11 protein-coding genes are annotated in these 14,970 nt (G+C 57.7%); 3 read left to right on the forward strand and 8 right to left on the reverse strand.

The annotated features are described in order from the left end of the window. Positions 1-201: 201 nt before the first annotated feature. Complete coding sequence (locus tag Q5H33_RS05735; RefSeq protein WP_025221493.1) at positions 202-567, forward strand: YccF domain-containing protein; 366 nt, start codon at positions 202-204, stop codon at positions 565-567. A 246-nt stretch (positions 568-813) separates the two neighbouring features. On the opposite strand, the gene ychF is transcribed toward Q5H33_RS05735, so the two are convergent. The 3 genes from ychF to Q5H33_RS05750 are packed head-to-tail and all read right to left on the reverse strand — an operon-like array spanning position 814 to position 4,130. Next, positions 814-1,908, reverse strand: a complete 1,095-nt coding sequence (ychF, locus tag Q5H33_RS05740; RefSeq protein ID WP_042990681.1) for a redox-regulated ATPase YchF — start codon at positions 1,906-1,908, stop codon at positions 814-816. A 17-nt stretch (positions 1,909-1,925) separates the two neighbouring features. Beyond that, on the reverse strand, positions 1,926-2,726 hold the full coding sequence (gene proC, locus Q5H33_RS05745) for a pyrroline-5-carboxylate reductase (RefSeq protein WP_011743042.1): 801 nt from the start codon (positions 2,724-2,726) through the stop codon (positions 1,926-1,928). Positions 2,727-2,786: 60 nt separating this feature from the next. Further along, positions 2,787-4,130, reverse strand: coding sequence for an alpha/beta fold hydrolase (locus tag Q5H33_RS05750; RefSeq protein ID WP_302423494.1), 1,344 nt, complete (start codon positions 4,128-4,130; stop codon positions 2,787-2,789). A 177-nt stretch (positions 4,131-4,307) separates the two neighbouring features. Between Q5H33_RS05750 and Q5H33_RS05755 the strand changes: the two genes are divergently transcribed. Then, entirely contained in the window at positions 4,308-6,914 is a 2,607-nt protein-coding gene (locus Q5H33_RS05755; RefSeq protein ID WP_302423496.1) for a histidine kinase, read from the forward strand. Positions 6,915-6,989: 75 nt separating this feature from the next. Beyond that, complete coding sequence (locus tag Q5H33_RS05760; RefSeq protein WP_033499153.1) at positions 6,990-7,739, forward strand: response regulator transcription factor; 750 nt, start codon at positions 6,990-6,992, stop codon at positions 7,737-7,739. Positions 7,740-7,805: 66 nt separating this feature from the next. Here the strand turns inward: Q5H33_RS05760 and Q5H33_RS05765 are convergent, their stop codons facing one another. The 5 genes from Q5H33_RS05765 to Q5H33_RS05785 form a co-directional block, all read right to left on the reverse strand. Next, positions 7,806-10,448 carry an ABC transporter permease gene (locus tag Q5H33_RS05765; RefSeq protein ID WP_302423498.1) on the reverse strand — a complete coding sequence of 881 codons (2,643 nt, stop codon included), beginning with the start codon at positions 10,446-10,448 and terminating at the stop codon, positions 7,806-7,808. Between the two features lie 41 nt (positions 10,449-10,489). Then, entirely contained in the window at positions 10,490-11,281 is a 792-nt protein-coding gene (locus Q5H33_RS05770) for an ABC transporter ATP-binding protein (protein WP_003808775.1), read from the reverse strand. A 173-nt stretch (positions 11,282-11,454) separates the two neighbouring features. Then, complete coding sequence (locus Q5H33_RS05775; protein ID WP_021913906.1) at positions 11,455-12,474, reverse strand: Lrp/AsnC family transcriptional regulator; 1,020 nt, start codon at positions 12,472-12,474, stop codon at positions 11,455-11,457. Between the two features lie 9 nt (positions 12,475-12,483). After that, the gene (locus Q5H33_RS05780; RefSeq protein WP_033499155.1) at positions 12,484-13,296 is read right to left on the reverse strand and encodes an energy-coupling factor transporter transmembrane protein EcfT; all 813 of its coding nucleotides are present in this window, start codon (positions 13,294-13,296) and stop codon (positions 12,484-12,486) included. Then, positions 13,296-14,921 (reverse strand): ABC transporter ATP-binding protein, encoded by a 1,626-nt coding sequence (locus tag Q5H33_RS05785; protein WP_302423500.1) that lies wholly within the window; start codon positions 14,919-14,921, stop codon positions 13,296-13,298. Before Q5H33_RS05785 ends, Q5H33_RS05780 begins: the two co-directional genes overlap by 1 nt. Positions 14,922-14,970: the final 49 nt, after the last annotated feature.

Here is a 14,970-nt window from a genome sequence, read left to right on the forward strand (position 1 = left end):
CGGTGAAACCCACGCATGCCCGACAATACACAAAATCTTTACAAAAGGATTGGGCTTACCGCATACGATCCGCCTGGGTAGCGGTCCGAGGATGAATCAGGGGCGAGACAAGGGTTGCGTCTCGTGTTTCCGTCATGATGTCTGGCAAAATAGTGAAGCCGGACATGCGAGGCATCGGCCGGAATCGGAAAGGGGCAAATCATGCGAGTTCTCGGCAATATCCTGTGGATCATTCTTGGTGGATTGGCCATCGCAATCGGATGGGCATTGGTGGGACTGATTCTGTGCATCTCCATCATCGGCATCCCGCTCGGCATTCAAGCGTTCAAGATGGCGGGACTCACCCTGACGCCGTTTGGCAAAACCGTGCAATACGGCGGCGGAGTCGGCTCTGCCTTGGCCAACATCCTGTGGGTGGTGCTGGTCGGCTGGTGGATGGCGCTCGGCTATCTGGGAGCCGGCGTACTCAACTGCATCACCATTATCGGTATTCCGTTCGGATTGCAATCGTTCAAGATGGCCAAGCTCGCACTCTGGCCATTCGGAGCGGAAATCGTCAACCTGTAGATTCCAAATACTACAAAGCCGCCAAAGCAACCCTTGACGAGGCGGTCACCGACGTCAACAATTGGATTGACCAGCAAGCCGCCAAGGCCGAATAATAAAACACACATTATGCTGCTGCAGCAGCCAGTCCTTGCAGAACAATGTCATGACAAAGGCCTGAGAAGACGACTTCTCAGGCCTTATCCGTGCCGCTCCTCAGTCGCTTGTAGCGACAGCTCCCCTCAAAGAGGGGAGCCAGAGAAACACTTACTTCGAGATGTTGAACTTGAACTCCACAATATCTCCGTCGGCCATGACGTAGTCGCGACCCTCCTGACGGAGCTTGCCTTCCTCCTTGATCTTCGTCATGGAGCCTTCGGCGGCCACGAAATCGTCGTAGGAGACGATGTCGGCCTTGATGAAGCCTTTTTCGAAGTCCGTATGAATCACGCCGGCGGCCTGCGGGGCGGTGTAACCCTTGTGGATCTGCCATGCGCGCACTTCCTTCTCACCTGCTGTGAGGAAGGTGGACAGACCGAGCGTGTCGTAGCCGACACGCGCCAACTGATCCAATCCGGACTCCTCAAGACCGGCGTCCGCAAGCATCTCGCGGGCGTCAGCCTCGTCGAGTTCGGTCAGGTCGGCTTCGAACTGCGCGTTGAGGAAAATGGCCGGAGCCGGAGCCACGGATGCGGCGAGCTTGGCCTGCATGTCTTTGTTCTGCAGTTCGGCATCGTCCACGTTGAACACGTAGATGAACGGTTTGGCGCTCATCAAGTGCAGATCGTAGACGGAATCCTTGTCGAAACGGCCTTCGCGAGCCGCCTTATCAATGGTTTCGCCGGCTTCGAGAATGGTCTTGGCCTGCTTGACGGCCTCCATGTAGGCCGGTTCGATCTTCTTGCCGCGCAAATCCTTCTCCAGCTTCGGCAGCGCGTTCTCGATGGTCTGCAGATCGGCGAGGATCAGCTCGGTGTTGATGGTTTCAATGTCGTCGGACGGATCGACCTTGCCGTTGACGTGCACGATATCATCGTCTTCGAAGGCGCGCACGACCTCGCAGATCGCGTCGGCTTCGCGAATGTTGGCGAGGAACTTGTTGCCCAGGCCTTCGCCTTCCGAAGCGCCCTTGACGATGCCTGCGATGTCGACGAAGGTGACGGTTGCCGGCACGATCTTCTCGGTGTGCACGAGCTTGGCGAGCACCGGCAGACGGTTGTCCGGCAGCGGCACGATGCCGGTGTTCGGCTCGATGGTGGCGAACGGATAGTTTTCCGCCAGCACGTTGTTACGGGTCAATGCGTTGAACATGGTGGACTTGCCGACGTTCGGCAGTCCGACGATTCCGATAGTAAGAGACATGGTTCCTTAGCTTAGTATTAGGCTTCGATGGCGTCGACGGCTTTGATGACCGCGCCGCGGAATGCGCTTTCCTCCAACGAGGCCACGCCCTTGATGGTGGTGCCTCCCGGCGAGCAGACGGCGTCCTTCATGGCACCTGGATGGGTTTCGTTGGCCAGGTACAGTGCGCCGACGCCTTCCACCATCTTTGCGGCCAGACGGTAGGCGGTGGCGCGTTGCAGACCGTATTTCACGCCCGCGTCGCCGAGCGCCTCGATGTACATGTCGGTGAATGCGGGCGCGCAGCCGGCGATGCACATGCCGATGCCCATATGCGCGGAGTCGACGCGTTCGATGAGGCTGATCGATGAGAACAGCTTTTCGAACGTCTCGTTTTGCGCGTCGGTCAGCGTGTTGTCGGTTTCCGTGACGAGCACGCCTTTGCCGACGGCCATCGGCGTGTTCGGAATGGTGCACTGGATGTGCATCGCGCCGAAATCGGCGCCGAACAGTTCACGGTATTTGGCGAGATCCCAGCCTGCCGCAATGGATACGACGAATGTGCTTTCGTTGGCGAGCGCGCCGGCGATTGGTTTGATGACGCTTTCGATCTGGTACGGTTTGATGGCGATGATGACAACGTCGGCCGCGTCTGCGACTTCGGCAGCGGTGCGCAGCGGTGTGGCACCAACCTTCGCCGTGGTTTTCTCCAGTTTGTCGTAATGCGCGGCGCACGCCACGATGTCAGTACCGTCGATTGCACCTGCCGCGACAAGTCCTTCGGCAATGGCCTGTGCCATGTTGCCGTATCCGATGAATCCGATGGTTGGGTTGGACATGGTTTCTCCTTGTTGTTCCCGGTTCCTATTTGATATCGATATATGGATGGATTGTCTGTGTCAGAACAGTTCTTCCAGATCTCCCCTGTTCAGTGCTTCGTTGAACAGGCGTTTGAAGACCACGGAACCATGCACGCCGTCATGCTCGAATTCGTTGGTGGTCCAATAATGTGAACGACCGACGCGGGACAGCGTGTCGAGCTGCAATCCAGAATCTACGTACATGTCGTCGAAATAGACGGCAGCCTGCAGCGGAACCTCATTGCGCGCCAACTGGTCGGCATCGTAGATCGTGCCGAAATGCGTGTCTTCCATAAGCACGTCCATGGCCGGTTTGAACGGACGCAACGCACGTTCCTGCTCGAACATCCACGGGAACATGGCCTCGCCGGTGAAATTAAGCGGACGAATGTCACCCGCGAATTCCGGATGCTCGCCGCGCACGCGCTGGGCGGCCCAGCAAATCGGCGTTTCCAGCTCGCCGTTGGCGTAGATGAACTCCTGCAACGGCCAGTACAGCGGGCGAGACGAGGTCGCATCCATCACGGAAGACAGGAATTCGTCAGACAGTTCCGCCGAGGTCGAGGCCGAACCGTCGCCGTCGAGGAATGCCTGGTCAAGAATCCAATGCACGCGTTCGAAACTTGGCTTCATGCCGAAATCGGATCCCAAGCATTGGAAGCGTTCCACCGTGAGCGGATCGCCGTTCGGCAATGCGACCTTGCGCGACTGCAGAATGTCGGCGACGGCCGCGGCACGTTCGATATCGATCGGGTAACGCTCGTAGAACTGCTTCGTCTTTGCCGCCATGCGCGGGAACGTATGACGGTACACGTCGGTCGCATCGGCGGGAACATGAGGAATGCCGCCCGTGGTGAAACTGGCGATAACCCCTTGCGGGAACAGCGAAAGATACGTCAGCGTCAGGAATCCGCCATAGCTTTGACCAAGCGTGGCCCAACGTGCGCCCCCGAATTCGGTACGACGCAGATGCTCGAAATCACGAACGATCGAATCGGCGAGGAAGCGCTTCAAAAACGCGGCACCGGCCTTGCCGCCGCCATCCATACCCTCAATCACATGCGTATCGACACGAGACGAACGCCCAGTACCACGTTGATCCGGCAACACCACACGGAAATGCTTGATGGCCTCCTCAATCCAACCATCGGAACTTGGACCGAGCGGACGGGGGCCGGAACCACCGGGACCACCCTGCAGGAACACGAGCAGCGGAAGATCATCATGCACATGTTCGGGAGCGGTGACCACACGGTAGAACAGGCTGATTGATTCGCCATCGAACCCATGACCGGGCTCGTGGCCCGTCCAATCCAACGGCACCTTGATGGAACGATCCTCAATATGCAATCCGGGCACGTAGTATTCGCTCAGCAACGTCATGCATTCACCTTTCCTTTGGCGTCATCGGCATATTCAATGCGAGTAGTGGCTTCTTGATGGCTTCCATCCCACCCACACGCGGAGACAACCTTACCTCACAAAAGCGGCTTTATCTTACCGCCATTTCATTCCTGCGCATGATGGCGCCACAGCGTATCTGGCGCTAGGGTGGAGCATATGTCGAATTTCAAGCAGCGTCTCTTGTCGTGGATGCATGGTCATGTCTTCGCAGGCGATCTCATCATCACGCTTGCCATAGGTGTTCTGCTGTTCGGCGTGACCGGCGGCATCACCTATAATCCGGGATTGCTGTTTGACCTTAAGCCTTCCACGCAGATGGCATGGGAAGCGGCAATGCTTATCCCGCTGCTGATCCGTCGATGGCGGCCGCAGACCGGAGCGTTGCTCTGCGTGGCATTGACCTTGGCGCATCTCATATTCGGCCCTTGCCTGTTGGGCGCCGATATTCTGGCATTGTTCATGCTGTATTCGGTGATCGTCTACGGCAATCCCAAAAACACGAAAGCCTTCATTATTCTGGCGTTGACCATCGGTCTTCTGGCTTCGGCGTTGATAGCATGGACCATGACCAATGGACCACTGCTCACCGGAGGCAAAGTGCATACATGGAGCAGCTGGAACGGCCCAAATCCGAATGACATTATGGTCACGGAAGACACTCTCGGTTCCATTTACACGGGAACATCCATGTCGGAAGTCGCCGGCATGATGGCGCAATACATGCTGGCACTAACGCCGATTGAAGTATGCATTATTTCTACCATTGTTATGTCGTTCTGGCATCGTGCGCGCATGGCAACCGTTCGCATGATGCGGGAACGCAATGAGGCAATCGCCGCGCGAGATCAGGATGAGCGTGATATCGCGGCGTTGGCGGAACGTGCACGTATCGCACGCGACATGCACGATGTGGTGGCACACACCCTGTCGATCATCATCGTGCAGTCTGATGGTGGCCGCTATGCGGGTACGCATGATCCTGCAGTAGCCCGAAACACCATGGAGACGATTCGGCATGAATCGGAACGAGCATTGCATGACATGCAACGTCTTCTGGGAGTGTTTGGGGGCTCACCGCACGCCGATTATAACGATATCGACAATCTTGTGGAACAAGCGCGAACCGTCTCCCCAGACATTCGAATCCAACGGAGCATCACCGGAACCGCCAGCCCGGAACAGCTCGGCGAGCAGGCCTCGACGGCCTCCTACCATGTGGTTCAGGAAGCGCTGACGAATATCCGCAAGTATGCGGGACCGCATGTCGATGTGTATATCAAGGAATCATGGAACAACGATTCGTTCACTGTGACCGTCACTGACAATGGTCGCGGAGCCGCGGCCAGTATCGACGGACATACTCCAGGCTATGGCCTGTTGGGCATGAGGGAACGTATCGAATCGGCCGGAGGCTCATTGCAGGCCGGCCCTCGACTTGGCGGAGGCTTCGAAGTCATGGCCACCCTGCCTTACGGCGGTAAAGAGCCGGCGACAGACGAAACCGGCGAACAGTATGCCTCGGAACAGTCTGAATCTTGCAACACAACTGCCATATCCAGCAAAGCGAAATTATCCGACGAAGCAATCACACGCAACATAGCCGTCAGCATATCGGCGCGAATACCAAATCAGCCTTCGGAGCAAACGCAGGAAACCACACAATCGGCCGGTCGCAATTATCGTTCGAACGCTCTGCAACATCTGCGCATCACCGCGCCCAATCTGCGTGATTTGCTCAAATCATTGAAACTGGAATCCGTGGAACTTGCAAATACGTCCAATGCGCGCAGTTCGAATTGGGTGGAACGTGTTTCCGCGTGGACGCAACGTCATTATGTGCTCATGGATGCCGTCGGCGCCCTGCTACTGGTTGCGCTACTGAATCCCATGTCGGTTTCGCTCTTTTTCGATAGTCCACGAGACATGCAACTCTCGCGCGCGATCGCCACCTGCTGCGTATTGGCGCTGGCCGTTCGTCGCAGGTTCCCCGAGACTTGCGCGCTTATTGTGTTCGTATTGTCGGTTGTGCAATTGGTGTTTTTGGGATCGATTGAAGTCGGGCACATCGTAGCGTCGCTGTGCGCACTGTATTCAGCCGTATTGTATGGGCGTGAACACGCATGGCGTTGGACCGGTCTTGCCGCTGTCACCTGTTCGGCTCTGATGGGCTTGAAAATCGCAGCCGACCAACATGGATACACTACCTTGTTCGACGCCATCGCCGCTTCCGTGGGCTTGACAAAACCGGTTTCAGCCACGGCAAGTAGTGGTGCAGCGTTCTTTACCGGCGTTATGTATACGGTTGCGGTGTTGATGCTGTGCGCCGGCATTATGGCGTGGGCACGTTGGGCTCGTTCCAGTGATTCCAACGCACTGGTGTTGCAGGCGCGAGAGGAAGCGCTGATGGCCGAGCAGGAGAAACAGCGTATTCTCGCGGCGAATATGGAGCGCGACCGTATCAGTGCCAGCATTCAGGCTGAGGTCACTGCCACGTTGAACAGCGTGATCAATCAAGCCGTCGATGGCATTCGCATGCTGGATCGCGCCGAAGCACAAGGCAAGGAGCCGACCGCCGATGAGATTTCCACAGCGTTCAAAGCCATTGGAGAACAGGGGCGTGCCGCGCTTAAGCGTATGCGCGAACTGCTTGGCGTGCTTCGTGAGACTGGTTTCAGCGATGACACTCACGCCGGTAGCGCGAGCGAACTGCAGTTGAGGCCTGCAGCACCGCTGGAGGAGCAGCTGCAGCGCGTGTCTCGATAGCCGGTTCAAGTTTTCAGGGAAATGTAAGGGTTTATGTTGCACTGTGAGCGGAACAATGCCGATAAGGTGGAGAGTATGAGTGAAGAACAGAAGATTCATGTGGTCATTGCCGATGACCAGGAATTGGTACGTGCCGGTTTCGCGATGGTGATCGGCTCGCAACCGGATATGGCGGTTGTCGGCCAGGCGCGCGATGGCGCGGAAGCGGTGGCTTTGGCGGAGACGCTGCATCCCGACGTGGTGCTGATGGACGTGCGTATGCCCGGTATGGACGGCATTGAGGCGACACGTCGGATCAGCGCGTTGCAGCATCGTTTCGCACCCGATGGCAGCGCGCTTGACGATGCGCATACCCGTGTGATCATTCTGACGACGTTCGATTTGGACGAATACGTGATGGCCGCGATCAACGCCGGCGCGTCCGGCTTCCTGCTGAAGGACACGGAACCGGAGACGCTGCTCAATTCGATTCGCACCGTGTACCAAGGCAACGCGATCATCGCGCCATCCGCCACGAAACGGCTTATAGAGAAGATGATGGATGGCGATTTCGCAGGAACGGCCGCCGCAGCGCCCGTTTCCGCAACGTCCGCTTCCGCTTCGACGGCAACTATGTACACCGATCCGGAATTGGACGAACTGACCGACCGCGAGCGCGAGGTGCTCATCGAAATCGCGCATGGCCTGTCGAATCAGGAGATCGCGGACAAGCTGTTCATCAGCCTGCCTACCGTGAAAACGCATGTCGCGCATATCCTGTCGAAAATCAATGCGCGCGACCGCGTCCAAGCCGTCGTGTTCGCCTACGAAAACCATCTCGTATAAAATCTTCATAAAACGTATTCGGCAACAAAAATGCTCCTTCTTTCGAAGGAGCATTCCGTTTATCGCCTAAGCTTCGGCGAGCGCCTCAACAGGCGGTACTTTGACCGCTCTGCGGGCAGGTGCGATGCTGGCGAGCAACGCAGCCACGGCGGCCACGGCGAGCACGATGCCGTTGACGCCCCATTCGAAGGGGAACACCACGGTGCCGTACAGGCTGAACACCACGTATGCGCCCAGCCAGCCGAACAATGTGCCGAGCAGGATGCCGGCGATGCCGGAGACGAGCGAGATGAGCAGCGCTTCGATGGCGAGCGATGCCCTGAGCTGGCCGCGGGTCATGCCGATGGCGCGCAGGGTGGCCGATTCGCGGGTGCGTTCGATCACCGACAGGGACAGCGTGTTCGCCACGCCGACAAGTGCGATGAGCACAGCCACAGCGATCAATCCCACCAGAAGCATCATCATGGAGTCGATCATCTTCGCCCATACGATGCGTTCGGCGATCGGTCCGGTCACTGTCGCATCAGTGCTCTTCTCCAATGCGGCCTGCATGTCGTTGTAGATGCCGTCAACGGAAACTCCCGACTTGTCAGTATCCGCCTTGACCAGCAGCACATGGGTGGCGGCATCGAGGTCACCATTGGTGAAATGGCTTTCATCCACGAATCCGACAGCTCCATACTGTGCGGATACGCGACGGTAGTCGGCTTGGTTTGCTTGCAATGTCAGCGAACGCGTAGCGTCGCCGTCCTGGTTCCATTCGGTGGAGAAATCAGCCGTGCCATTGGCGAACTGCAGCTCCTTGCCAGTTTGCGCATTGTATGTTGGCATGAGCACGCTATCACTGTCGATGGAGGCGTTACCCAAGTTGGCACGCATGACCTGCTTGACCTGATCGATATTCTTCACGCCGACCAGCAATGCGGACGTAGGCTGGGTTCCATCCGCTTTCTCCAAGGTCACGGAAACCGCCGGCGCATACAACGTGTCGGACACGCCGTTGATGTCGGCTACATCCTTGACCATTTGCTGGCTGATGTCATCGCCCATGGCCACGATGTCGACGCTATAACGGGTGGCGAGCGCACCATTCATAGTCTCTTTGGCGCTGGCGGCACCGGTTGCGATGGTGGAAACCAGGGTGACGCCGATGAGCAGAGCGGCACCGGTTGCTGCGATGCGTCGCGGATTCTTCTGAATGTTGGCGTGCGCAACCGTTGCGGAAGGGCCTGTCAGCGAGGCCAACGCTCCAACTCCCTTCATGAGGGCCGGCATCCAAAACACCGCGGTGACCACCATTCCGAGGAATACCAGTGCGGCACCGGCGATGGCTACGAGCAGAATCATCGTGAATTGATCGCTGCTCGCATTCTCGCCGCCATTGGTGGCTTGTACCTGCCAGATGGAAAATACCACCATGGCGATACCGACCACCACCATCAGAATACCGATTATGGCTCGCGTGAGGCTGGAACGACGGTTGTCGGTCAGTTCAATCGGGCGCAATGCCTCCAATGGCGTCACCGCAGTAGCGGAACGTGCAGATCCCAGGGATGCGAGCACCGTCACCACAATACCGAAGAGAATAGGTATGACGGCGGCCTGCCAAGAGAAATTGAATCGCATACCCTCTTGCATGATGTCGCTGACGCACATGCCCCACATGAGCAGACTTCCCAGCACCACGCCAAGCACGGATGCGACGAAGCCAAGCACTGCCGCTTCGAACAGCACGGAGCCATACAGCTGGCCTTTTTTCGCGCCGATGGTGCGCAGCAAGGCGAGTGTGCGGCGGCGTTGCGCCACGAGTACTTGGAACGTGTTGGCGATCACCAGTGCCGCCACGAACATGGCAAGCACGCCGAAGCACATGAGGAATGTGGTGACGATGCTGGTTTGGTTGCCGGTTAAGGATTTGATGCTTTCGTCACTGACCTGCTGTCGCGACATCAGATCGAAATGCTTTGGCAGCAACGCTTTCACACTGTTGATGGTTTTTGCGGATACGCTATTTCCATCCAAGGCAAGGTCGAGGTATACCGTTGTTGTTCCGGTGGTGTCGAAATCGTCCGTTCCCTGCATTGCGGCAAGCAGATTGTTGGATCCTACGATCGCACCACCATAGTACGAGTAGGCGCCGTTCGGATCGGAGGTGAGTCCGACCACGCGCACGTTGTCCGCTTTGGCTTTGCCATCGGTGCCTACCGCATATTGGGAGGTCAGTCTTACAGTGTCGCCAATGCCGACGTTCAGCTGTTTCGCCATGTCTTCCGGCAGTGCGACTTCGTTGGAGTCCTTCGGCTGGTCCCCTTCTGTAATACTCACGGGAAGCATGTTCTTCTGTGCCGCGGTAGAGATGATCTCGCCGCTGATGGCGCTGTCCCCCCTGGAAACGCTGACGCCGGTCTCCACCGAGGCGCGGACGCCGTCAACCCCTTCGATGCCGGCGATCTGGTCGAGATGGAAGTCGCCGACAGTGCTGGAGTACGCTTCGTTGAGTTCCTCATCGCTCAGGTCGGAGCTGTTGACGGTCACCGCATAGTTGGCGTTTCCGAACATGGCGGTCATCTGCCGTGTCAGGGAGTCGTTCATGGCATTGCCGAACAGGAAGGTGCTGGCGATGAACGCCGTGCCGATCATGATGGCGATGCCTGCGGGTATGAGCATGCGCTTGGTTTTTCGCATGAGTTTCAAAGTGATGGACCACATGGTTAATTCTGTTTCCTTCTTCGAATGCTTCTACAGTGCGTTTAGCGGGAATCTCTCGCGGAAGCCGCATTCATTGTGGCGGCTTCGCGTTCCTTCATCAGCAGTTCACTCATCTGGTCTGCTGTCGGCTTGCTCACGTCCGCCACGATCTGGCCGTCGGCGAACACGAGCGCACGGTCGGCGTAAGACGCGGCGACCGCATCATGCGTGACCATGATGATGGTTTGGTCAAGTTCGTTGACGGAACGTTTCAGGAAGCTCAGCACTTCGGCGCTTGATACGGAGTCAAGATTGCCGGTGGGCTCGTCTGCGAACACCAGTTTCGGTTTGGTGATCAATGCTCGTGCGATGGCCACACGCTGCTGTTGGCCTCCCGATAGTTCGTTCGGACGATGGTTAAGACGTTCCTTAAGGCCAAGCGTTTCCACCAGCAGACGCAACCACTGTCGGTCTGGTTTCGCCCCAGCCAAGGTCAAGGGCATGAGAATGTTCTGTTCGGCAGTAAACATCGGCAGCAGATTGAAGCTTTGGAAGATGAAACCGATCTGATGGCGGCGCAGCAGGGTGAGCTGGTCGTCGTTCATGCGGGTCAGATCCTTGCCGTCGAACATGACGTGTCCGCTAGTGGCCGAATCAAGTCCGGCCAGCGTGTGCATCAACGTGGATTTGCCAGAGCCGGAAGGGCCCATGATGACGGTGAATTTTCCTTGTTCGAAGGCGATATTGACGTCACGTAACGCATGCACCGCGTTGCTTCCGGAACCGTAGTCCTTGACAAGATCGATGGCTTCAATGGCAGTGTTATTGGCTTTGATGGCGTCCCTGATGTCCATGGAAGTTCCTTTCTTTGTGAAGTTACTTCCAACATACGGAACATTCGACGTCAACGGCATCATGCGTTGGTCTGAAATCCTGCTGAACCGCGACTCATCCTTGAGTATGAGATCAACGCGGGAACAGCGAAAACTGGATGATCAGAAACCATGTTCCAAGCATCGGGCAATCGTCAATCGCCTAGCAATACGCCTTCGTGCGGCGGCTCAAGCCAATACGACTCCTTCTCCACACTGACGGTGGACGCCCACCAGGTCTGTTCCACGCCTGGCAATGGGCGAATGGATTCGTCCACCACGCGCCATAGGTCCTCATCGTTGTCGGCGATGATTTCAATCAGGTAATCGGCACCGTTCAATCCGACACCACTCATCGCGTACGTCACTTCGTCGATGGCCAGAAGCTGTTCGGAGTCAAGCCGATATGGAGGTTTCACTCCAAGTCCGAGGAATGCCTGTCGGAATCCTCCCAAACGCATGGGGCTTACCGTGGCCATAATGCGCATCACGCCGGAATCTTCGAGTTTTTTGATGCGGCCGCGAATCGCCGTATGGGTCACGCCGAGACGCTCCCCCAACGACGCATAGCTGGCCCTGCCGTCCTTCTGCAGTTCGTTGAATGTGTGCACGAACCGTGGATCCAGACGATGCGAGGGAATATCGGTGCCGACACTCGCCTCGCGTTTGGTCAGGAAGCCGGTTTCGCCATGCGCGGCGAGCAGACGGTTCACCACGCTGACATTGTGGTCATCAAGCACCAGCCGTCCGCATGAGAACACCTGCAGACGGGACAATCCCGGCAACGCGCGCAGACCATGTTTGAGGAAATGATCCATGCCTTCAGCCGAATACACCACAGCCTCAGCGATGATGTCGGCATCCCCCAGAGCGCAGACCACGTAGGTGACCTGTGGCATGGATTGGAGCATGGCAAGAGCCTCATCCCTGCTCCCGTCGAGACGAAGTCCCACCAGCACCTGGCTGTAATTGCCCAGACTCAATGGATTGCACACCGGGACGATGCTCATGATGCCGGATTCAGTAAGCCTGCGGTAGCTTTCCGTAGCCGCGTAGACGGAAATGCCGATTTTGTCGGCAAGCGCCTGCATGGTCATACGGCCGTCGCATTGCAGGGCCGAGACCACTTTCAGGTCGCGTGCTGTGATGGTGATGCGTTGTTCGTTCTGGAACATTGGCCTGCCTCAGAACTGCCACAGCATCAGCCAGATGCTGCCTGCCGTCGCGGCGACGGTGACCGCAAGGATGATCCAATCGGAGAGTCTCATCTTCAGCTGTATGCGGTAGGTGCGTCTCACGCCTTGGAGGTTGAGCCCGCGCGATTCCATAGCCCAGCCGACGCTTTGGCTCATTTTGTAGGCGCGGATCAGCACCGCGATGATGATGGGCAGATACGATTTGAACCGGTCCACCAAGCGTACGAATACGTTGCGTTTCTTGCCGGTGGCGTCTTTCTTGCCGTTCAAGTCGAGTCCGCGGGCCCGTTGCGCGGCCGATACGGATTGGAAGATGGAGAAGAACACCGGAATGTAGCGCAGCGCGGTGGCGAGCGTGAGTCCGGCCTTGTACGGCATGCCCAGGGAGGTGAGCCCTCGGATCAGCTTGGTCTGGCTGGTGGTGAACAACGTGAGGAAGCACGCGAATCCGAGCGCCGGAATGCGCAATCCCATCACCGCGGCCATGACGAGGTTCTCTCGCGTGAGTTTCAGCCATCCCCACTGCCACAGCACGTGCGTGCCGGATGGGTCGAAAATCGGCCAGAGCACCACGATGAACACGATGATCACGGCGAGGATCTTCCACACCCAGCCGATGCGTTTCAGCGGCACGCCGTCGGTGATGAGCATGAGATGTTCGATGATCAGAACGTCAAGTATGAACGCCCAGTTGCGCCATACCAGGCACAACACCAACATGACCACGGTGATGAGGAATTTCACACGGGGGTCGGCGCGATGCAGCCAGCCGTCGCCCGGTACATACAAATCGGCGTCCATCAGTGTCGTCCTTCCTCATGCTTGGTGACTTTCAGCAGCACATGCGTCGCCGAAACGAGCCCATTGGATTTACGCGGTTTGCGGATGGTCCGAGATTGCTTCTGCGCCGCTTCGGACCTGTCGATCGGCCCATACTGCACGACTTTTCCGTCCTCCAATTCCAGCACATGCGTGCAGTACCGGTATACCGCGCGCATGTCGTGGCTGATCATGACGATGGTGACGCCGCGCTGGTTGAGTTTCTCGATGGTGCCGAGGAAGCGTGCTGCGAGACGGTGGTCGAGACCGGCCGTAGGCTCGTCGAGCACGAGGATCGGCGTGCGCATTGCAAGCACGGATGACAGCGCCACCGCACGGCGTTCGCCGTAGCCGAGCGTGGCCGGCGAGACGTCTTCATAACGGTGCAGATCGAACAGCGTCAGCATCTCGTCGACGCGTTTGAACACGGTGGCTCCGTCCAGTCCAAGCGCGGTAGGACCGAATGCGATTTCCTCCTTGGTGGTGGAGCAGAAGATCTGATGGTCGGGATTCTGGAAGACGAATCCGACGTGGGCCGCCATTTCGCCGACGCTGTGTTTGGAGGCGTCGAGCCCATCCACCGTCACCGTGCCCTGCGTGGGTCGGATCAGTCCGTTCAGATGTTTGGCGAGTGTGGTCTTGCCGGAGCCGTTACGTCCGATGAGTCCGATGAATGAGCCACGTTCGATGTCGAACGTCACGTCGTCCAGAGCTTTCGATGCGTTGCCGCCGCGCTCATATTGGTAGGAGACATGGTCCAGACTGATGACCACGTCCTTGGACCGTTCCGGCTGATTCTTTTTGTCCTTCTTATGCTTTTTGCCCTGCTGTACGGCCTTGACCTGCGGCAGCGGATCGTCCGCGACCTGCACGCCGGAGGATTCCAGCAGTCCTTTTTCACGGACGAACAGGCTGGCGTCGCCGTTGCGCACCAATTCCCCATTGACCATAAACAACACTTGGTCGGCCCAATAGGCGATATGCTCCGTGTCCTGTTCCGCCATGATCACCGTCATGGAACGGGTCTGCCGGATGCGTTCAAGCACATCGAAGACTTCCTGCTTGCCTTCCGGATCGAGCGCCGCAGTCGGTTCGTCAAGGATGAGCACGTCGGGTTCCGCCGCCAATGCCGCCGCGATGGCCACACGCTGCATCTGCCCACCCGACAGGCTGGTCGGCACGCGCTTGCGGTAGCCGGTCATGCCGACCAGATCGAGCATGACGTCGATCTGCTTGTCGATGATGTCCGGTGCGATGCCGCGGTTTTCCAAAGGAAAGGCGATCTCATCCTCAACGCTCGCACAGAACAGCTGCGCTTCGGGATCCTGCTGCACGTAGCCGATACGTTCGGACAACGCCGATACGGAATGACGGCTGGTGTTCATGCCGTTGACTTCCACCAGTCCGGTCATGGTGCCGTCCGCCAGATTCGGGATGATTCCAGCCAAAGCCATGCACAGGGTGGATTTGCCGGCGCCGGTCGGTCCGATGACGCCCACGAACGAGCCTGATTTGATATCGAAGCTGACATGCTTGAGGCTATCCACCGGCTTGCCGCCATCCACCAATGGCTCATACTGCCAACTCAAATCACGTACCGTGATCATGCGCTCTTCTCCATATCTTTCAGCACATCAGCCCATTGCACCGGCCGCG

This window comes from uncultured Bifidobacterium sp., from assembly GCF_959020145.1.
In the GTDB taxonomy this organism is placed as follows: Bacteria; Actinomycetota; Actinomycetes; order Actinomycetales; family Bifidobacteriaceae; genus Bifidobacterium.

Coding starts and splice junctions, on each gene's coding strand:
- Q5H33_RS05735 (WP_025221493.1), top strand. CDS start 202: ATGCGAGTTCTCGGCAATATCCTGTGGATCATTCTTGGTGGATTGGCC.
- ychF (WP_042990681.1), bottom strand. CDS start 1,908: ATGTCTCTTACTATCGGAATCGTCGGACTGCCGAACGTCGGCAAGTCC.
- proC (WP_011743042.1), bottom strand. CDS start 2,726: ATGTCCAACCCAACCATCGGATTCATCGGATACGGCAACATGGCACAG.
- Q5H33_RS05750 (WP_302423494.1), bottom strand. CDS start 4,130: ATGACGTTGCTGAGCGAATACTACGTGCCCGGATTGCATATTGAGGAT.
- Q5H33_RS05755 (WP_302423496.1), top strand. CDS start 4,308: ATGTCGAATTTCAAGCAGCGTCTCTTGTCGTGGATGCATGGTCATGTC.
- Q5H33_RS05760 (WP_033499153.1), top strand. CDS start 6,990: ATGAGTGAAGAACAGAAGATTCATGTGGTCATTGCCGATGACCAGGAA.
- Q5H33_RS05765 (WP_302423498.1), bottom strand. CDS start 10,448: ATGTGGTCCATCACTTTGAAACTCATGCGAAAAACCAAGCGCATGCTC.
- Q5H33_RS05770 (WP_003808775.1), bottom strand. CDS start 11,281: ATGGACATCAGGGACGCCATCAAAGCCAATAACACTGCCATTGAAGCC.
- Q5H33_RS05775 (WP_021913906.1), bottom strand. CDS start 12,474: ATGTTCCAGAACGAACAACGCATCACCATCACAGCACGCGACCTGAAA.
- Q5H33_RS05780 (WP_033499155.1), bottom strand. CDS start 13,296: ATGGACGCCGATTTGTATGTACCGGGCGACGGCTGGCTGCATCGCGCC.
- Q5H33_RS05785 (WP_302423500.1), bottom strand. CDS start 14,921: ATGATCACGGTACGTGATTTGAGTTGGCAGTATGAGCCATTGGTGGAT.